The 19969-nt window shown below is 67.8% G+C and carries 19 protein-coding genes; 11 read left to right on the forward strand and 8 right to left on the reverse strand.

The window, feature by feature from the left end; all coding sequences use genetic code 11:
• Positions 1-161 precede the first annotated feature (161 nt).
• The 8 genes from WG924_RS24835 (at position 162) to WG924_RS24870 (ending at position 8726) form a co-directional block, all read left to right on the forward strand.
• A complete protein-coding gene (locus WG924_RS24835; RefSeq protein ID WP_345935734.1) occupies positions 162-755 on the forward strand; it encodes a DedA family protein in 594 nt (197 codons plus the stop codon).
• A 115-nt stretch (positions 756-870) separates the two neighbouring features.
• A complete protein-coding gene (locus WG924_RS24840; protein WP_345935735.1) occupies positions 871-1503 on the forward strand; it encodes an FMN-binding negative transcriptional regulator in 633 nt (210 codons plus the stop codon).
• Between the two features lie 121 nt (positions 1504-1624).
• Complete coding sequence (locus WG924_RS24845) at positions 1625-2530, forward strand: alpha/beta fold hydrolase (protein ID WP_345935736.1); 906 nt, start codon at positions 1625-1627, stop codon at positions 2528-2530.
• A 216-nt stretch (positions 2531-2746) separates the two neighbouring features.
• Positions 2747-3742, forward strand: a complete 996-nt coding sequence (locus tag WG924_RS24850; RefSeq protein WP_372044814.1) for a BMP family protein — start codon at positions 2747-2749, stop codon at positions 3740-3742.
• A gap of 92 nt (positions 3743-3834) precedes the next feature.
• Positions 3835-5418, forward strand: a complete 1584-nt coding sequence (locus tag WG924_RS24855; RefSeq protein WP_345935737.1) for an ABC transporter ATP-binding protein — start codon at positions 3835-3837, stop codon at positions 5416-5418.
• Positions 5408-6457, forward strand: coding sequence for an ABC transporter permease (locus WG924_RS24860; protein ID WP_345935738.1), 1050 nt, complete (start codon positions 5408-5410; stop codon positions 6455-6457). The genes WG924_RS24855 and WG924_RS24860 overlap by 11 nt, the downstream gene beginning before the upstream one ends.
• A gap of 30 nt (positions 6458-6487) precedes the next feature.
• Positions 6488-7429 (forward strand): ABC transporter permease, encoded by a 942-nt coding sequence (locus tag WG924_RS24865; RefSeq protein WP_345935739.1) that lies wholly within the window; start codon positions 6488-6490, stop codon positions 7427-7429.
• 4 nt (positions 7430-7433) lie between these two features.
• Positions 7434-8726, forward strand: a complete 1293-nt coding sequence (locus WG924_RS24870; RefSeq protein WP_345935740.1) for an amidohydrolase family protein — start codon at positions 7434-7436, stop codon at positions 8724-8726.
• A gap of 28 nt (positions 8727-8754) precedes the next feature.
• Here WG924_RS24870 and WG924_RS24875 read toward each other — a convergent pair whose 3' ends face one another.
• Positions 8755-11280 (reverse strand): cation:proton antiporter, encoded by a 2526-nt coding sequence (locus WG924_RS24875; protein ID WP_345935741.1) that lies wholly within the window; start codon positions 11278-11280, stop codon positions 8755-8757.
• Between the two features lie 125 nt (positions 11281-11405).
• Positions 11406-12128: a hypothetical protein gene (locus WG924_RS24880; protein ID WP_345935742.1), complete on the reverse strand. Its 723-nt coding sequence runs from the start codon at positions 12126-12128 to the stop codon at positions 11406-11408.
• 279 nt (positions 12129-12407) lie between these two features.
• On the opposite strand from WG924_RS24880, the gene WG924_RS24885 reads away from it, so the two are divergent.
• Positions 12408-13253 carry a class I SAM-dependent methyltransferase gene (locus WG924_RS24885; RefSeq protein WP_345935743.1) on the forward strand — a complete coding sequence of 282 codons (846 nt, stop codon included), beginning with the start codon at positions 12408-12410 and terminating at the stop codon, positions 13251-13253.
• Positions 13254-13272: 19 nt separating this feature from the next.
• Here WG924_RS24885 and WG924_RS24890 read toward each other — a convergent pair whose 3' ends face one another.
• The 4 genes from WG924_RS24890 to WG924_RS24905 form a co-directional block, all read right to left on the reverse strand.
• On the reverse strand, positions 13273-14550 hold the full coding sequence (locus WG924_RS24890; RefSeq protein WP_345935744.1) for a TRAP transporter large permease: 1278 nt from the start codon (positions 14548-14550) through the stop codon (positions 13273-13275).
• Complete coding sequence (locus WG924_RS24895) at positions 14547-15146, reverse strand: TRAP transporter small permease (protein WP_345935745.1); 600 nt, start codon at positions 15144-15146, stop codon at positions 14547-14549. Before WG924_RS24895 ends, WG924_RS24890 begins: the two co-directional genes overlap by 4 nt.
• A 52-nt stretch (positions 15147-15198) precedes the next feature.
• Entirely contained in the window at positions 15199-16233 is a 1035-nt protein-coding gene (gene dctP / locus WG924_RS24900) for a TRAP transporter substrate-binding protein DctP (RefSeq protein WP_345935746.1), read from the reverse strand.
• A gap of 104 nt (positions 16234-16337) precedes the next feature.
• Complete coding sequence (locus WG924_RS24905; RefSeq protein ID WP_345935747.1) at positions 16338-17045, reverse strand: GntR family transcriptional regulator; 708 nt, start codon at positions 17043-17045, stop codon at positions 16338-16340.
• Between the two features lie 127 nt (positions 17046-17172).
• On the opposite strand from WG924_RS24905, the gene WG924_RS24910 reads away from it, so the two are divergent.
• Complete coding sequence (locus WG924_RS24910; RefSeq protein ID WP_345935748.1) at positions 17173-18264, forward strand: malate/lactate/ureidoglycolate dehydrogenase; 1092 nt, start codon at positions 17173-17175, stop codon at positions 18262-18264.
• Positions 18265-18282: 18 nt separating this feature from the next.
• Here the strand turns inward: WG924_RS24910 and WG924_RS24915 are convergent, their stop codons facing one another.
• Together WG924_RS24915 and WG924_RS24920 are read right to left on the reverse strand one after the other, a co-directional pair.
• Positions 18283-18786, reverse strand: coding sequence for a DUF6644 family protein (locus tag WG924_RS24915; protein WP_372044816.1), 504 nt, complete (start codon positions 18784-18786; stop codon positions 18283-18285).
• 61 nt (positions 18787-18847) lie between these two features.
• On the reverse strand, positions 18848-19198 hold the full coding sequence (locus tag WG924_RS24920; RefSeq protein WP_345935749.1) for a DUF6152 family protein: 351 nt from the start codon (positions 19196-19198) through the stop codon (positions 18848-18850).
• 211 nt (positions 19199-19409) lie between these two features.
• On the opposite strand from WG924_RS24920, the gene WG924_RS24925 reads away from it, so the two are divergent.
• Entirely contained in the window at positions 19410-19787 is a 378-nt protein-coding gene (locus WG924_RS24925) for a YrhK family protein (RefSeq protein ID WP_345935750.1), read from the forward strand.
• Positions 19788-19969: the final 182 nt, after the last annotated feature.

Raw genomic sequence — 19969 nt, forward strand, 5'->3', positions numbered from 1 at the left:
CCCTCCCGCGCCGCCGATGGCTGCGGCGAACTGTCATGCAGCCCGCCCTGATCGGCCATTCTGGAACAAGCGGCCTGCTTCGGCATTGGTCCATTACCGATCATGCTTACCTCATCCACGGCCGCACCCTGCGGCCATGGGTCACTGCCAGTGGAGCCGGAATGTTCGAATGGATCGTGGGTGTCGTCTCATCCGCAGGCTATATCGGTGTCGCCGCGTTGATGGCGCTGGAAAACCTGTTCCCGCCGATCCCGTCGGAGCTGATCATGCCGGTGGCGGGCTTTGCCGCCGCGCGCGGCGACCTCACCATCACCGGCGTCATTCTGGCCGGCACGGCGGGGTCGGTCATCGGCACCCTGCCCTGGTACTGGCTGGGGCGGCGGCTGGGGCGGCGGCGCATCCGCCATCTGGCCGAGCGCCACGGCCGCTGGCTGACGATTTCACCCGACGAGGTCGACCGGGCCCATGGCTGGTTCGAGCGCCATGGCGGCAAGGCCGTTTTCTTCGGGCGTCTGATCCCCGCCATCCGCACTCTCATCTCGGTGCCGGCTGGCATCGCGGCGATGCCGATGGGGCGGTATCTGGTCTGGTCCACCCTGGGCTCGCTGATCTGGACCAGCCTGCTCGCCCTTGCCGGCTATGTGCTGGAAAGCCAGTACGATCTGGTCGCCGCCTATATGGATCCGGTGTCGAAGGGCGTGATCGCGCTGATGGTGCTGACCTATCTGTACCGGGTGGTGCGCCGCAAGGGTTAGCCGGCGGCGGGCGATTGGACCAGCCACTTTGGCCAGAACCGGCCCTGGACGGCAGACCATCCGGCCGCGACAGTGGCGCTGCCCCCCGCGCCCGCCGCCGAGAGAATGCCATCCGATGTACCAGCCCAGGATCTTTCAGGAACACCGCCCTGCGGTGCTGCATGCGCTGATGCGCGACCATCCGCTTGCCACCCTGATCACCGCCGGATCGGGCGGATTGATGGCCAATCTGCTGCCGTTCGACCTGATCGAGACGGCTGGAGGCGACCACCTGTTGCGCGCCCATCTTGCCCGCGCCAACCCCCAGATCGATGACCTCCGCGACTCAGCCGAGGCGCTGGTGGTGTTCCAGGGACCGGCCGCCTATGTCACGCCCGCGTGGTATGCGTCCAAGGCGGCGCACGGCAAGGTTGTCCCGACCTGGAATTATGTCACTGTCCAGGTGCGGGGTCGGCCGCGGATCACCGACGATCCGGCCTGGCTGTCGGCGCAACTGACCGCACTGACCGCCGCACAGGAAACCGGGCGCCCTCAACCCTGGGCGATGACCGATGCCCCGGCCGGCTTCATCGCCGCCCAGATGAAGGGCATTGTCGGTCTGGACATTCCGATCGCCCGCATCGAGGGCAAATGGAAGGTGAGCCAGAACCGCGACCGGGCCGACCGTCTGGGCGTGATTGCAGGCCTTGGCGCCGAGCCCGGCGACGATGCCGCGGCCATGGCCGCACTGATCGAGGCCCCGCCCTGAAAGAACGGACGGGCATGCTGCGGAGTGGCATCCGGCGGTTGCCCCCGCTAGGCTTCCCCCAATGACAAGGGCAGATCCACCAAGGGCGTGGATCATGCCGATGCATGTGGAGGAATGACCGATGGGCAGTGTCGAGGGGCGCTTCGTCGCCAATGGCGGTGTGCGGTTGCATGTGATCGAGGCCGGGCATGGCGAGGCGATCGTGTTCGTGCACGAATTCGCCGGCGACCGGCGGAGCTGGGAACCGCAGATGCGGCGCTTCGCGCGCAGCCATCGCTGTGTCGCCTATGATGCTCGCGGCTATCCGCCATCGGATGTGCCGGCGACGGTGGACGAATACGGCCAGGCGCAGGCGACCGACGACATCCGCGCGGTGATGGACGGACTGGGCATTGAGCGCGCCCATCTGGTGGGATGCAGCATGGGCGGTTTCGCCGTGCTGCATTTCGGCCTGCGTCATCCCGATCGCGCCCGATCGATCACCGCGATCGGCGCCGGCTATGGCGCGCGGCCGGAGCAGCGCGCCGATTTCGCCGCGAATTGCGAGGCCACGGCCGCCCGTATCCTGGAGGACGGCCTGGAGGCCGCCGGGCGCAGCTACATGTCGTCGGCCGGCCGGCTGCCCTTCGCCGCCAAGGATCCGCGCGGCGCCGACGAGGCGATGGCCGTGTTCCTGGATCATTCACCGCTGGGCGCGGCGCAGACCCTGCGCGGCTATCAGGCAAGGCGGCCGTCGCTGTTCGCGCTGAAAGACGAATTCCGCACGATGAACCTGCCGGTCCTGCTGATCGTGGGCGACAGCGACGCGCCGGCGATCGAGGCCAATCTGTTCCTGAAGGCCACCCTGCCCGCGGCCGGCCTGACCGTGCTGCCGATGACCGGCCATGCCGCCAATCTCGAAGAGCCCGACACCGTCAACCGCCTGCTGGCCGATTTCTTCACCGCCGTCGAGCATGGCCGCTGGGCAAAAGCGGGCAACGATAGCGGCCAGAGCGGCGATGTGCTGGGCATGGGTGCCACGCCCTGACCAGCCGCACCACGTCGGAAACATCGATTGCATTTGCGTACCATTTGGTCAAAATTTGCCCAATCGGTCACGCCGCCTGCACAAGTCTGAGGCATTCGGCGGCAACCGACGGGCAGCGCAGGTTTTCTGCCCGTGGATTTGGCGGATCTTGAGGCATTGGCGCAGTCCTTGCGTTATCATGAAAGTTCCGCGACACCCTTCGGAGATCGCTCATCCATGCTGCTCGCAAAGCTCAGGGCCGCCGCCCTCGCCGCCACCGTCGCCGTCTCGGCGCTGATGGCCGGCAACGCTGACGCCGCCGACAAGATCAAGGTTGCCAGCGTCTACACCGTGCCGATCGAGCAGCAGTGGGTCAGCCGTATCCACATTGCCCTCGACGCCGCCGCCAAACGCGGCGACATCGACTATGAATGGTCGGAATCGGTGACCAATGCCGATTATGAGCGCGTGATGCGCGAATACGCCGAGAAGGGCGCCGACATGGTCGTCGGCGAGGCCTTCGCGGTTGAACAGGCCGCCCGCCGCGTGGCCCGCGACTATCCCGAAACCGCCTTCCTGATGGGCTCGTCGTTCAAGCCGCAGGATCCGAATTTCTCGGTGTTCGACAATTACATCCAGGAGCCCGCCTATCTGACCGGCATGATCGCCGGCGGCATGACCAAATCGAACGTCATCGGCGTGGTCGGCGGCTTCCCGATCCCCGAGGTCAACCGGCTGATGAACGCCTTCATGGCCGGCGCGCTTGAGGTGAACCCGCAGGCCAAATTCATGGTCAGCTTCATCGGTTCGTGGTTCGATCCGCCGAAGGCCAAGGAAAGCGCCTTCGCCATGATCGAGCGCGGCGCCGACGTGCTGTATGCCGAACGCTTCGGCGTGTCGGATGCCGCCAAGGAGCGGGGCGTTCTGGCGATCGGCAATGTCATCGACACCCAGGCCCAGTATCCTGAAACGGTCGTCGCCTCGGCGTTGTGGCATATGGAGCCGACCATCGACAAGGCGATCGCGGCCGTGAAGGACGGCAGCTTCAAGGCCGAGGATTACGGCAGCTATTCCAACATGAAGCCGGGCGGCGCCTCGCTTGCCCCCTATGGCACCTTCGACGACAAGATCCCGGCCGATCTGAAGGCCCGGGTCGAGGCGAAGAAGGCCGCGATCCTGGATGGCGGCTTCACGGTCGCGGTCGACGACACCGAGCCCAAATCCACGATGTAAACGGCTGGCGCAGGGAAACTGTCGACCATGGATGCGGCCACCTCGGGCCGCATCCTCCACGACACCGTATCCGCATCGGGGCGCTTGCATCCATGACCACATCCGCTGAACCCGCGGTGGTGGCGACGGGCCGGGCGCCGGAGATCGTTCTCCGGCTCTCGGGCGTTACCAAGCGCTTCGGCGCGCTTACGGCCAACGACGCCATCGACCTGGACCTGCGGCGGGGCGAGATCCTGGCGCTGCTGGGCGAGAACGGCGCCGGCAAGACCACCTTGATGAGCATCCTGTTCGGCCATTACGTGGCCGATGCGGGCGATATCGAGGTCTTCGGCCGGCCGCTGCCCGGCGGCTCGCCCAGGGCCGCGATCGCGGCCGGGTTGGGCATGGTGCATCAGCACTTCACCCTCGCCGAGAATCTGAGCGTCATCGACAATGTCACCATCGGCACCGAGCCGTTATGGGCATTGCGGCGCGATCGGGCGAAGGCCCGCCGGCGCCTGGCCGAGTTGGGTTCCCGTTTCGGCCTGACGGTCGACCCTGATGCCCGGGTCGGCGCCCTGTCGGTGGGTGAGCGCCAGAAGGTCGAGATCCTGAAGGCGCTGTATCGCGACGCCCGGATCCTGATCCTGGACGAGCCCACCGCCGTTCTGACCCCGCAGGAAAGCGAGCGGCTGTTCGTCACGCTCCGCGCCATGGTCGCCTGCGGGCTGTCGATCATCTTCATCAGCCACAAGCTGCCGGAAGTGATGGCGGTCAGCGACCGGGTGGCGGTGCTGCGCGCCGGCCGGCTGATCGAACAGCGCGACGCGGCCGGGCTCGACCGCGCGATGCTGGCCGAGCTGATGGTCGGGCGCAAGGTCACCGGGCCGATGCGCACGCCAGTGGCGGCCGGCGCGCCGGCCCTGATCCTGGACCGCGTCTCGGCGACCGGCCCCGGCGGCAAGCCCCGGCTGCATGATGTGCAGCTTTCGGTGAATGCGCGTGAAATCGTCGGCATCGCCGGCGTCTCGGGCAATGGCCAGTCACTGCTGGCCGATCTGATCGCCGGCATGGCCCGGCCCGAGGCCGGCCGCATCACCATTCTGGGTCAGCCGATCACACGTCCCGATCCGGCGCGGATGGTGCGCATGGGGGTTGGCCGCATTCCGGAAGACCGCCACAGCGAAGGCCTGATCGGCGACATGACGGTGTGGGAGAACGTCATCGCCGAACGCCGCAACCGGCCCGATTTCTCCCGCGCCGGTTTTCTGCGCCGGGGGCCGGCGCGCGCCCATGCGGCCGATCTGGTCAGGGCCTATGAGGTGCGCTGCCCGTCGGTGGATGCCACCGTCCGCCAGCTTTCCGGCGGCAACATGCAGAAACTGATCCTGGGCCGGGCGCTGGCCCTGCATCCGGGGCTGATCCTGGCCAACCAGCCCACCCGTGGCCTGGATATCGGCGCCGTCGCCTATGTCCATGAACGTCTGCTGGAGGCCCGCGACGGCGGCGCCGCCATCCTGCTGATTTCCGAGGATCTGGACGAGATCCTGGCCCTGTCCGACCGGGTGGCGGTGATCCATGACGGTCATCTGACCACGCCTGCCCGACGTGAGGCGGTCACCATAGCCGGTCTCGGCCTGCTGATGGCCGGTGCCGGCGACACCGCATCCGCCACCGAGGCTGCCCATGCGACTTGAACGCCGCACCGAAACCCCCGCCTGGCTGTCTGTGCTGGTGCCGGTGGCGGCCCTTGCCGCCGCCTTCGCCATCTCGGCGGTTCTGATCCTGATATCCGGCGCCTCGGTGCCGGCCGCTTATGGCGCGATGGCCGATGGCGCCTTCGGCAGCCGTTTCGCCATCACCGAAACCCTCACCCGCGCGGCGCCGCTGATGCTGACCGGGCTTGCCGCCGCCGTCGCCTTCCGCGCCCGGCTGTGGAATATCGGCGGCGAGGGTCAGCTTTACGGTGGCGCGCTGGCCGCGGTCTGGATCGGCACCGCGCCGCTGGGCCTGCCCGATGCGCTGCTGCTGCCGGCCGTCATCCTGGCCGGCGCCCTCGCCGGCGGTCTGCTGCTGCTGGGCCCGGCGGTGCTGAAAACCCGTTTCGGCGTCGACGAGGTGGTGACCACCCTGCTGCTGAACTTCATCGTGCTGCTGTTCGTGTCGATGATGATCGAAGGGCCGATGAAGGATCCGATGGCCATGGGCTGGCCGCAGAGCGACACTCTGCCGATGGCCGCCGAACTGCCACGGCTGATCCCGCGCACCCGGCTGCATGGCGGGCTGATCCTGGCGCTGGTCGCGGCGGTGCTGATCTACATCATGATGACCCGCACGGTGCTGGGCTTCGAGATGCGCGCGGTCGGCGCCAGCCCGCGCGCGGCCCGGTTCTCGGGCATGAGCACCGGCCGGGTGATGCTGCTGGTGGCGCTGATCTCAGGCGGCCTCGCCGGCCTCGCCGGTGTCAGCGAGGTTGCCGGCCGCACCGGCTATCTCACCCTCGACATGTCGCCCGGCTATGGCACCGGCGGCGTGGTGGTCGCCATGCTGGCCCAACTGCACCCGCTGGGGGTGATCCTGGGGGCATTGATGGTCGCCAGTATCTTCGTCGGCGCCGACGCCATGAGCCGCGCGGTCGGCGTGCCCACCTATATCGCCGATGTGCTGGTCGCGGTCTCGCTGCTGTGCATGCTGACCGCGATGCTGTTTGCCCGCTACCGCCTGCGCCGTGGCTGATCCCGGCCGATTTTCCGGAGCTGACCCGTCATGGACATCATCGAGCTTCTGATCTCGGCCGGCCTGTGGGCGACCGTGCTGCGCATCGCCACACCGCTGATCTTCGGCACGCTCGGCGAATTGATCTGCGAGCGCGCCGGCGTTCTGAACCTGGGCATCGAGGGGATCATGACGCTGGGCGCCATGGTCGGCTGGATGACGGTCTATCAGGGTGGTGATCTGTGGGTGGGCATCGCCGCCGCCGCCATGGCCGGCATGCTGGTCGGGCTGCTGCACGGCACGCTGACCGTGCCGCTCGGCCTGTCGCAGCATGTCACCGGCCTTGGCATCACCATGCTGGCCACCAGCCTGTCCTATTTCGCCTATCGCCTTTTACTGCCGCAGATCAGCACGCCGCCCTCAGTCGACCCCTTCGCGCCGCTCGGCGATGGCTGGTGGTCGGCCCTGCCCTGGCTGGGCCAGGTGATCGGCCAGCAGACCGCCCCCACCATCCTGGCCCTGGTGCTGGTGCTGGCGGTGGCCTGGGTGCTGTACCGCACACCCGCCGGGCTGGCGGTGCGGATGGTCGGTGAAAATCCGGCCGCCGCCGATGCCCAGGGGATCTCGGTCACCGGTGTGCGGATGCTGGCGGTGATGGTGGGATCGGCCTTCATGGCGGTTGGCGGCGCCTTTCTCACCCTCTCGGCCTTCAACGCCTTCTTCTTCAACATGATGGGCGGGCGCGGCTGGATCTGCATCGCGCTGGTGGTGTTCGCGTCATGGCGGCCGGGCAAGGCCCTGCTCGGCGCGCTGCTCTTCGCCTTCTTCGATGCGCTTCAGACCCGCCTGCAACAGATGACCGGCGGCGCCCTGCCCTATCAACTGTTCCTGATGCTGCCTTATGTGCTCAGCATTCTGGCACTGGTGGTCATGTCCAGGCGTGCCGCCTATCCTCAGGCGCTGATGGTGCCGTTCCGCAAGGGAGAACGCTGAACCCATGGCCCTCGATCTTCTGGTTCTGAACGCCCGCCGCGCACCCGCCGGCACCGCACTGGTCGACATCGCCGTGGCCGGCGGGCGGATCGTCGAGGTGGCGCCGGGCATCGCCGCGCGCGGCGCCGCCGCCGCCGAGACCATCGATGCCGCGGGCTGCCTGGTCACCCCGCCCTTCGTCGACGCCCATTTCCATATGGACTCGACCCTCTCCTATGGCATGCCGCGGGTGAACCGGTCCGGCACGCTGCTGGAAGGCATCGCGCTGTGGAACGAGCTTAAGCCCGAACTGACCCATCAGGCGCTGGTCGACCGCGCGCTCGCCTATTGCGACTGGGCAATCGCGCGCGGCCTGCTGGCGATCCGCAGCCATGTCGATGTCTGCGATCCCCGGCTGCTGGCGGTGGATGCGCTGCTGGACGTGAAGGCGCGGGTGAAGCCCTGGCTGGATCTGCAACTGGTGGCCTTCCCGCAAGACGGCCTCTATCGCCGCCCGGGCACCGAAGCTCTGCTGATCGAGGCCCTGGATCGTGGCGTCGACGTGGTCGGCGGCATCCCGCATTTCGAGCGGACAATGGCCGATGGCGCCCGCAGCGTGGCGCGGCTGTGCGAGATCGCGGCCGAACGGGGCCTGCGGGTCGACATGCATTGCGATGAAAGCGACGACCCGCTGTCGCGCCATGTGGAAACGCTCGCCGCCGAGGTTCATCGCCTGGGGCTGCACGGCCGGGCCACCGGCTCGCATCTCACCTCGATGCATTCCATGGACAATTATTATGTGTCCAAGCTGATCCCGCTGATGGCCGAGGCCGATCTGGGCGTGATCGCCAACCCGCTGATCAACATCACCCTTCAGGGCCGCCACGACACCTATCCCAAACGTCGCGGCATGACCCGGGTGCCGGAACTGATGGCCGCGGGGCTGACGGTTGCCTTCGGTCAGGATTGCGCCATGGACCCGTGGTATCCGCTGGGATCGGGCGACATGCTCGACGTGGCGTCGATGGGCCTGCATGTGGCGCAGATGACCGGTATCGACGACATGCGCCGCTGTTTTCAGGCCGTGACCGCCAACCCCGCCCGCCTGCTGGGCCTGGATGGCTATGGTCTCGATGTCGGATGCCGGGCCGATATGGTGATCCTGGATGCCGGCGACGAGGTCGAGGCCCTGCGCCTGCGCGCGACCCGGCTGTCGGTCATCCGTGCCGGCCGGATCATCGCGCGCACCGCCCCCGCCGAAACCACCCTGCTTCTGGATGGCGGCACCCGCCTGACCCGCTGCCGCATCGGGACTTAATAGGCGGCCAACCGCCGCATCTCCGTCGCTAGGTGGCGGCGCTGCGGTTCTGGGCCGCGCGCGCCTTGGCGATGGTCTCGAACTTGTGCAGCAGATCAGCATCGCCGCCGATCAGGCGGCGGAAGTCACCGGCATCCAGAAACAGGAGCTGGCAATAGCCAAGGGCCGCGATCTCGGCGCTGCGCGGACGGTTGTCGAGCAGCGCCATCTCACCGAAGAAATCGCCACGCCCCAGCCGGATGCGCCGGTCCTCGATCCGCACCTCGACCGCGCCCGACGAGATGAAATACACCCCGTCGCCCTTGTCGCCGGCCCGGAAGATCACCGATCGCGGCAGCACGAAGACCGGCCGCAGCAACTGGCGGACACGGGCGCGCATGTCATCGCCCAGTTCCACGAACAGGGGCAGGCGGCGCATCAGCTCGTTGGTGTCCAGGCCCAGATCCAGCCGTGGCAGGGCATCGCGGCGGGCTTCGGCCGCGGTCACGCCCCGGCGCAGATCGTCATGCAGTTCCGCATCCAGCAGGCCTTCCTCGGCCAGCGCGTCATAGCGGGCCAGTTCGTGGCGTTCGGCCATCCGCGCCAGGAACCGTCGCTCCAGCGCCTCGGCATAATCGGGATATTGCAGCCGCATGGCGTCCAGCGCACCGGCCACCTGGCGGGCGCGGCCATCCAGCATATCGGCGATCAGCTCGGCGATGCGCCGGCCCAGCATCGGCCGGATCCGCTCGTCGACATAGGGCCTGAGTTCCTGAATCGACAGCCGGAAGGCCAGCAGCATCTCGAAGCGGTTGGCCAGCCGGCGCGCCAGCGGCCGGTCGATGCGCATCCGCCGGTGCAGCCAATAGGCGACGCGGAATCCGTGCTCGAAATCGAGCGCGGTGCGCACCACGCGCATATAGCCCAGGCGGCCTTCATTGCGGCCGCCTTCCAGCAGCGCTTCGGTCAGGCGCAGCAGCCGGTCGACGGTGGCGGTCGACAGGGTGCGGCGTTCATGCAGATCCAGGATCAGCCCGCGCTCGCGCACCGCCAGCGCCACCAGCCCCACGCCCAGCCGTTCACGATCGGCGATCTCGGTCTCGATATCGGTATCGCTCGACACCTGCTCGGCGCGCCGGGCATAGGACTGGGCCACCTCGCGCACCACGGTCGGGCTCACGTCATAGCGCCGTCCGGCATCCTCGACCGCCCCCCTGACATCGGTCAGCGACAGGGCCAGCACCTGTCGGCGCAGCACCTCGCCCACCGGTGACAGCCGGTCCAGCCCCAGCCAGGAAATCAGCGGCCGGAGCGTGGTGCCGTTGATGAACAGCGTGAACAGCACATAGCCGGTCGCTGTCACCGCCACGAAGCGCTTCAGCCCGTCGGACAGGCCGGGCGCCTCGACCACACCCAGCGCCAGCACCAGCGTGACCGCGCCGCGCAGGCCACCCCACAGGATCACCGCCCGATAGCTGTGCGAGACCCTGGCCGACAGCCTCAGCATGCTCAGCACCGGCAGCAGCAGCCACAGGGTCAGCGCCCGGCCGATCAGCGCCAGCAGCGCCAGTGTCGCGATGGTCAGGATGTCATAGATGTCGACGTCTTCCATCAGCCGCGGCACGATCAGCGCCGCCAGCACGAAAATCATCGACCCGGCCCAGAAGGCGATCTGCTCCCACACGTTCAGCAGATGCCGCCAGTTCTCGGGCGCCACATGCGACCGGCCCAGCGCCGAGACCACCAGCCCGGCCACCACCGCCGCCACCACGCCCGACACCCCCAGGGTGTATTCGCCGACCACGAAGATGATATAGGCGCCGGCCAGGGTCAGCGTCGCCTCGGCGGCCTTGATGTCGTCCAGCAGCAGCAGCCCGGCCACCACCAGCCGGCCGACCACCAGGCCGAACACCGCGCCGCCGATCAACCCCACGGCCAGATCGTTGGCGGCATCCAGCAGCATGGCGGAGCCCGGCTCTTCGACGCCGGTTGCGCGCGCGGTGACCAGTGCGGCCATCAGCACCGAGAACAGGGCAATGGCGGTGGCGTCGTTCAGCAGGCTTTCGCCCTCGACCAGCCGGGTCAGCCGGGCCGGCGCGCCGATGTCGCGGAAGATCGCCACCACCGCGGCCGGATCGGTGGTCGCCACGATCGCGCCCAGCAGCAGGCAGCCCAGGATCGGCACGCCGAAAATCGCCGACAGCCCCAATCCGATCGCGGCGGTGGTCACCACCACCGCCACCACGGCCAGCAGCAGGATCGGCGCGATGTCATCCAACAGCCGGCGGACATCGATGGTGAGCGCGGTCTGGAACAGCAGCAGCGGCAGAAAAACCGTGATGATGGTCTGGCTGTCGATCCTCAGATAGACGACCGCCCGTGCTGCCTCGTTGAACACATCGGTAAACGAGGTGAACAGCAGGAAAGCGGCCAGAGCGCCGATGGCGACCCCCACCGCCGCGAGCAGCACGTTCGATGCCAGCCCCAGCCGCCGGGCGAGTGGCTGAATGGCGGCGATGACGACAAGAAGCAGGGCGAGTGTCAGAACCAGTCCGGTAATACCGCCCGTCGTCACGCGTCCATCTCCCCTGACCCCTTGCCGAAAGCGGCCAGATCATAGCAGACGCCGCGGCTGACGGTGAGAACAGCTCTGTGACCTGACGCAATTCTCAACAGCCGCCGCGGCGGGTCACCCGGCTCTCAATCCGCGCGGCCATGGCGCTGGATACCGAAGGCAACCATGCCGCCCAGGGTGAGCAGCGCCGAGGCGCCGACCATCCCCGCGCCGCCTGTCACCACGATCGCCTCGCCCCCCGCGCCGGACCGGGGACTTGCGGAACCGGCGCGCTCCTCGGGACGGGCGCCGCCTGCGACGCCGTCCAGATCATCATCATCCAGCATGTCATCCGGCAGGTCCGGGTCATCGGACATGGCGGTCCGGGCCAGCCGGCCGGCGAACGAGGCAAGGCCGGTCGGCGCCGGTTCGGGGATGACCTCGGGAATGATGATGTCGATCCGTCCGGGTTCGGCATCGATGACGTCGACCGTCATGCCCGGTGCCAGAACCACGCCCTGGCCGCGCAGGGTTGCGACCGGCGCCACCCGCAGATCCTCGCGGAATGCCGGCTCGCGCGCGGCACGCAGCATCGCCTCGGCCATCGGCCGCAGCGCCGGATCATCCGGCAGGGCGTCCACGTCGCCGCAATCCGTGGCCAGCATCGGCGGCAGCGTCAGCAGCAGCCGCCCGGGTCGCGGCTGGTGGATGCGGAGATCGGCATCCGCCGGCACCTCCACCCCGGCCTCTGCCAGTGCCTGCGCGGGGTTTTGAACCAGGCTCTTCAGAAAGGCCGCATCCGTGCAGGCACGCTCGATCGCTGCATACAGGGCCGGATAGCTCGGAAAGCCGGATGCACGGGACGGCATGATGACCTCGTGGAGCGGACCGCCAGTCGATGGCGGGGGCGACCGGGCGACGACAGAGGGAGGTGCTGCGGATGCGACGATGCCATCATTGCCCCATCCCGTGCCAGCCACGCCCGTCCGGCGATCAATCATGGTTGACGCCGCGCGCCGGCGGTTCGCCGCGCCAGGGGCCATCGGGCGGCATCACATCGGACAGATGTAACGCTTGCGGCGCCACACGAAGCGCGGCATCGTCTCCCGTGATCAGATATGCCCCGTCAGCGCCTGAGGATGACCACGATGCCGAGCCCCCGTCGCTATTCCGAAGCCCGCCTCACGCGCTATGTCGACCATGGCCTGCACGGTGTTCAGGGCTGGCTCGACGATTTCAGCGCGGCGGTGATCGCGAGGCTCGGCGACAGCCAGAGCGATCATGGTGTGGCAGGCGCCGTGGCCGAAATCGGCGTGCATCACGGCAAACTGTTCCTGGTTCTGCAACTGACGCTGCGCCAGGACGAACAGGGGCTGGCGATCGATCTGTTCGAGCAGCAGGAACTGAATGTCGACCTGTCGGGCCAGGGCGATCGCGGCCGCTTCCTTGAGAACCTGCGCAAGCATTGTGGAACCGAGGAGGGCGTGGTGATCCGCGCCGGCAGTTCGACCGACATGACCGTTGGCGACATTCGTGCCACCGTCGGTCCGGTGCGACTGTTCAGCGTCGATGGCGGGCACACCGAAATGCTGACCGCGAACGATCTGGGCCTCGCCGCCGGGGCGCTGGCCGAAGGCGGCATCGTCATTCTGGACGACCATTTCAACCCGTACTGGCCCGATGTCGCGGCGGGGCTGGGCCGGCATATCCTCGTCGATCAGTCGCCGCTGCGGCCATTCGCGATCACGCCGGGCAAGGTGTTCCTGTGCGCGCCCGAATGGTCCGAGACCTGGCGTGACGCGCTGATCAAGGCATTCCCGACCGCGCATGAGAAGCACAGCGAGATGTATGGCGCGCCGGTCGAGATTCTGGGCCTGGGCCGGTTCTCGCTGCGCAGCGAGGCCGACCGCCATGTCTCGCAGTTGAAGGCCTATGTGAAGACCCGGCCGGCGCTCGCCGCTTTCGCGCGCAAGGTTACCGGCCGGGAGAAATAACGGGGCGCCACCTCCCGTCTCAGCGCAAGGCCATGGTCGATGGCAGCCACAAGGCGATGTCGGGCCATATCATCACCAGCCCCAACCCCAGCACCATCAGCAGAACATAAGGCGCCACACCCCGGATGATCTCACCCATCGGCGCGTGGGTGATCGCCTTGATGGTGAACAGGTTCATGCCCACCGGCGGCGTGATCAGGGCCATTTCCAGATTGATGGTCAACAGGATGCCATACCAGATCGGGTTGATGCCCAGATGGGCCAGCACCGGCAGCACCACCGGCGTGGTGATCAGGATGATCGAGATCGTCTCAAGGAACATGCCGAGCAGGGCGATCAGCAGCATCATCGCGATCAGGAAGCCGGCGACGCCCACCTCCCAGTGCACCACCAGTTCCACCAGTTCCTGCGGAACGCGCATCTTGGTCAGCACATGGCCGAACACGCCCGCCGCCGCCAGGATCATGAACAGCATCGCCGAGGTGCGCGCGGCATCCATGGCCGAGGCCCAGAGGTCGCGGATGCCGAAATTGCGATAGACGATCACCGACACCAGCAGCGCCGCCAGGCCGCCGGCAGCCGCCGCCTCGGTGGCGGTGAACACGCCCGCATACATGCCGCCCAGCACGAAGACCGGCAGCGACAGCGCCCAGCCCGACCGGCGCAGCGCCCGGCCCATTTCATTGAGCGAGGCCCGCGGCGGCCGCAGCCGCTGGCCCCGGTCGGCGAACGCGCACCACAGGGCGAACAGGGCGGCGATCATCACCCCCGGCAGAATGCCGGCCATGAACAGACCGCCGATCGAGGTGTCGCTGATCACGCCATACAGAACCATCGGCCCGGATGGCGGGATCAGGATGCCCAATGTGCCGCCGGCCGCGACCACGCCATAGGCCATGCGCGGGCTGTAGCCGTAATGGATCATCTGCGGGATCGCCACGGCGCCGATGGTCAGCGCGGTGGCGATGCTGGAGCCCGAGATCGCCGCGAAGATCGTGCAGGCGAACACCGTGGCGATGCCGATGCCGCCGGGCAGATGGCGGAGCAGCGTGTGGGCTGTTTCATACAGATCGTCGACCACCCGGCCGCGGATCATGATATGGGCCATCAGCGTGAACAGCGGGATGGCCACCAGCAGATAGCTGTCGAGCTGGCCGAAGACGATATCGCCGATGCCGCCAAGGTCGCCCTGGGTCGCCAGCAGCAGCCCGCCCGCGAACAGGCCCAGCCCGGTGAAGACAGGCAGGCCGGTCAGCAGCACCGCGACCACGCCGACCAGAATCAGAAGAAAGGTCATGGCAGGGGCCGCCCTTCGGCTTTGCCGGCATCATCGGGCAGGTCGACCGCATGCAGCCCCGCCGCCATCCGCGCCAGCCCCGACAGCGCGCCCAGCACCAGCAGCACGCCGCCCAATGGCACGAAGCCCTGCGGATATTCCATCGGCATCGCCAGATAGCCGGTCGACAGGATGCCGATCATCCGCGAGAACGAGATCATCTCCCAGCCTTCGATGATCAGGATCACGCCGACCAGGCCCACGGCGATCAGCCCGGTTACCGCGACCACATGGCCGGCGCGCGCGCCCAGCCGCTGGGTCAGCACATCGACGCCGATATGTTCGCCACGGCGCAGGGCATCGGTCGCCCCCAGCATCACCACAGCCACAAGGCCATAGCCGACCAGTTCATCCACCCAGGTGATCGGCTGGCCGGCGAAATAGCGCATCACCACCGACCAGCAGATCAGCACGAAGGATGCCAGCAGCATCGCGGCGGCGATGCCGGCGGCAATGAGGGCGATCACGCGCACCACCCGGTCGAAACCGAGCAGCAGGCGGGCGAGGCCGCCCGCGACCACCGGTCTCGGTGGCGGCGGGCGGCGATCGGCGGGCATCCCCGTCGACATCCGGCGGACCTCGTCGATCAGCGTTGCATGAGGCCGGCGGTCAGAGCTTGTCCACCATCTCGACCAGCTTCGGCGCGTCGGGGCTGGATGCCTTGAACGCCTCCATCACCGGCGGCAGCATCACCGCCTCGAAGGCGGCGGCCTCTTCCGGGGTCTGGACGTGGATGGTCATGCCCTTTTCCGACAGGGCCTTGATCGCCTCGTCGGCGGTTGCCTCGGTCAGCGGGATCGACGCCGCCTCGGCGGCCTTGGCGGCATCGTCCACCGCCTTGCGCAGGTCCGGCGCCAGGCCGTCATGCCAGGCCGGGTTGACGTAGAGATGGAAATAGACGCTGAAGAACGGCGAGACCGTGCCGTATTTCTGCACCTCATAGAACCGGCGGCTATAGGCCGCCGAGACATCGGTCAGCCCGGCATCGATCACGCCCGTCTGCAGCGCCTGATAGACTTCCGAGCCGGGCATCGCCGCCGGTGCCGCGCCGGCCGCGATCAGCCCTTCGTCGACCAGCTTGTTCAGGCCGCGGATCTTGATGCCCTTGAAGTCATCGATCGTGAGCAACGGCTTGGCCGCCGAGGTGAAGATCGACTGACGCGTGGTATAGAACCAGGCGATATTGCGGACACCCTTCTCCATCAGCTTCGATTCAAGCAGACCGGCCGCGTCGGACCCTGGAAATTTCTTGATCCGGTCCAGCTTGGTGAAGAAATACGGCAAGGTGACGATGTTCATCTCGGGGATGGTATTGCCCCACTGAAAATTCGTCGACACCGCCGCCTCAGCCTGCCCGCGCGCCACCGCCGGGTGGTTCTGGTTGGCCTTGAAAGCCTGTTCGGCACCGAAGATCTGAACGTCGATGCCGCCCTTCGAGCGGGTCTCGACATCGGTTGCGAACTGCTCGATCAACTGGGCGATGTGGTGCGCCGGCGGCAACTGATGGCTGATGCGCATCACCACCGGATCGGCGGCGGCGGCGCTGGTGCTGGTGCCGGGCACGGCCAGCACGGCGCAGGCGGCAAGCAGCGCGCCGGCAAGGCCGCGGCTCATCCGCGACGAAAAGCGCATGGTCCTGGTCATGGCGGTCTTCCTCCCCTTGTGTCGTCTTGACCCCGGCCTCGTATGGGCCGGTTCGGTCGGTTGAAATCTCTCGTCGCCGCAGCGGGTATGCCCGGCGTGACTATTCAGGCCACCTCCGGCCCGTCCAGCACGGCGAAACCGCGCACCGCGAACCCCCGGCGCTGGGTCTTCAGGGCATCCAGCAGACGATCGCGCCCATGCCGGACATGCGCCTGCACGGCCTGGGCCGCCTCGTCGCCGGCACCGCCCGTCACCAGTTCGACGATCCGCTCATGTTCCATGAAGGCGCGTTCACGACCGCCGGTGCTCCAGATTTCGAGCCAGCGGCCGCGGGCGATCCGGGTCATCACATCGTCGATCGCGCGCACGAAGAACGCGTTGCCCGACAGTCGCGCCAGCTCGACATGAAAGGCGATGCCGATGTCGAACCATTCATCGCTGGAGGTATCGCGCACCTCCGGCAGGATCAGTGGCTCGATGCCCGACAGGTCGAGCGCATCGGCCCGCGCCGCCGCCAGCCGGACCACGGTCATCTCGATGGTTTCGCGGAACACATAGGCCTGTTCGATCTCGCCGATATCGATCGGGGTCACGATATAGCCACGGCCCTGGCGCTGAACCAGCCCCTCCCCTTCAAGCCGGACCAGGGCCGAGCGCACCGGCGTGCGCGAGGCCGCCAGCCGCCCTTCCAGCCAGCGTTCCGAAATCGCTTCGCCCGGGCGCAGTTCGACACCCAGAATGGCATCGCGCAGCGCCTGATAGACCGATTGGGTCTGGGTCAGGGTGGTGGTGCGGTCGCGGGTGGTGGTCATCGGGTCCATGTTCGCTTGGGGAACGTCGCCTGACAGTGGTATACCATGAGCCGGTTGCGCAAGGGAATTCGCCGCGGGCATGCCCGCCTGACGCCGCCGACATGAAACCGGCCCGGAGATTGTGGAGATGCGGACCATTGGGCGGACCATCGGGGACAGGCAGTTGCGCGCAGCCGCCACGGCACTTCTGGAAGCGGCCGGCAGCGCGCCCGCCGAGGCCGCGATCGTGGCCGATCATCTGGTCGGCGCCAATCTGGCCGGCCATGACAGCCATGGCGTGGGCATGATCCCGCGCTATGTGGAAAACGTCGCCGCCGGCCTGCTGCACCCCAACCATGCCGGCGACATCGTCACCGACAGCGGCAGCCTGCTGGTGGTGGATGGCGGCGCCGGCTATGGTCAGGTGATCATGCGCGATGCCACCGATCTGGCCGTCGCCCGCGCCTCGGAAACCGGCGCCGCGATCCTGGCGGTGCGCAACTGCCACCATATGGGCCGGATCGGCAGCTATGGCGAACAGGTCGCCGCCGCCGGCCAGGTGGGGCTGATGTTCGTGAACGTCACCGGCGCCCGGCCGCTGGTGGCGCCGCATCTGGGCTTCGATGCCCGGTTCGCCACCAACCCGATCTGCCTGAGCTTTCCGGGCCCGGGCGGTCAGCCGCCGGTGATCTTCGACGCCGCGACCAGCGCCGTGGCTCTGGGCAAATGCCGGGTGGCGATGAACAAGGGCGACCCGATGGCCGCGGGGCTGCTGATCGACCCTGACGGCCGGCCCACCACCGACCCGTCGGTGATGTTCGCCGACCCGCAGGGCGCGCTGCTGCCGGCCGGCGGTCACAAGGGCTATGGCCTGGCGCTGTTCTGCGAATTGCTGGCCGGCGCCCTGACCGGCGCCGGCACGGTCCAGCCGGGCAATCCGCGATCGGACGCGATCATCAACAGCATGCTGGCGATCGTCATCGCCCCCGGCCGTCTGGTCGATGCCGGCTGGCTGGCGGCCGAAACGGCGGCCCTGCTGGACTATATGCGCACCGCCCGCAGCCATCCCGGCGCACCGGTGCTGATCCCGGGCGAGCCTGAAATCGCGGCCCGCGCCAGCCGCGGCCGCGACGGCATCCCCATCGACGACACCACGCTGGGCCAGTTGCGGACGGCCGGCCTGTCCTGCGGCATGACCGCAGACCGCCTGGATGCGCTGGGGCTTGCAGCCGCCGCCTGAGCCGACAGGGGCCGTCCGTCAGCTATAGGCGATCATGCGGCCCTCCACCGCCACCCACAGCCAGAGCAGCAGCGAGGCGGCGGCCTGGAGCCTGATGGCGGCGGGCGGGGTGGCGTCATCGGGCAGACCGGCAATGCGCCGCCGCCACAACAAGTGGACCAGCAGCGCATTACCGACCGCCAGCGCCACCAGCAGCAGCTTCAGGCGAAAGCCCGGATGGGCGATCAACGGCCCGGCATCGGCCGCGAACATCATCCCGCCCGAGATCGCCATCAGCACCAGCCCCGCCGCGGCGATCGGGATCAGACGTGCGGCCAGGGCGGCCAGGGCCAGACCGCGCATCAGCCCGATGAGCCGCAGATCCAGCAGGCCGATGCCGCCAAGCAGCATCACCAGCCCCAGCAGATGCACCAGATTGGCCAAAGGGTAGAGCCATGCCGAGGCACGTATCGCCTCGCCCGCAGCCGATTGTTCCAGCGCCAGCGCCCAAGGCGTCAGCGCCGTAAAGACCTGGCCAGGCATCGGCCCCCCTTCCGGCCTTCCGGATGTCGCGCGGCCACGTACAGGGCGTCAGCGCAGTTCCTCAGCGCAGTTCCACCGTGGTGCCGCCGGCGGTGATCCGCTCGGCCCGCAATTCGGGCGAGCCGTCACGATGCGGATAACCTTCCACGGTCACCTCGCGACCCTGGGCGATCATCTCCCGGCTCACCCCCCGCGTCTCCATGCGCGCGGGCGGCGCCAGAATGACCGTCCAGTCCCGGCCATCATGGGCCAGCACCAGCGAGCCGTGCGGGTTGCCATAGGATGACGACACCACCGGGCCGGTGATGGTCATGGGATTGTCGCTGTCGTACCGGCTCCAGCCGTGATGGGCGAGGGCGGCGACAGGCAGGCTGATGATCAGGGCCGCGGCGGCGGCGGTCGCGATGCGCATGGTCCTGTCCTTCGGATGGTTCATGGTCTGGATGATGCCGGGATCACAATGATGTAGGGCCATGCCCGCACGAGAAAAAGGCTCCATTGCGTCCATGGCATGAAACCCCGGCGATCCTTCCGGGTTGGCCATCCTGCGCCCCCCCCTGCGGGACCACCCCCCAGCGGGACCGGGCCGTCTGGCAGATCATGGAGCGACACAGAGGGACCAGATGGTTGAACGGACCAACGGCTTCCATCAGCATGGCAAAGGCCGGGCGGAGGCGACGCGCCGGCGCTATTTCGCGATCCATGTCGCGGTCCAGGCCCTGTGTTCGCTGTTGTTCGTGACCGGCGGCATCCTGACCCTGATGCGCGACGCCACCTCGGCCGCAAGCTGGGTCTATCTGGCGGGCAGCCTGGCCTTCTCGGCAAGCCCGGTCATCCGCCTGCTGCATGAACGCGCCTACCGGCAGTTCCAGAAGCTGCCCATGGCCCCCGACCGGATACAGGCGATGCGCCACCCGATGGTCCGCTCACGCCGCCGGGGAACCGCCAGCGGCCTGGCCGGCGGCAAGGCCCGCGCGTCGCGCGGCCATGATAAACGCTGATGCTGACTTGACAATGACGTGCCAATGGCATGCCGTAGCATGTGGCACGCCTGCACTAGACACGACAAAACCCCCTGGTTTCCCAGGGGGTTTTGATGGTGGGCGCGACAAGGTTTGAACTTGTGACCCCTACGATGTCAACGCAGGGTCCGACTGCGGCTTGCGCACATTATCAATACCTT

Source organism: Tistrella arctica (assembly GCF_039630945.1).
In the GTDB taxonomy this organism is placed as follows: Bacteria; Pseudomonadota; Alphaproteobacteria; order Tistrellales; family Tistrellaceae; genus Tistrella; species Tistrella bauzanensis.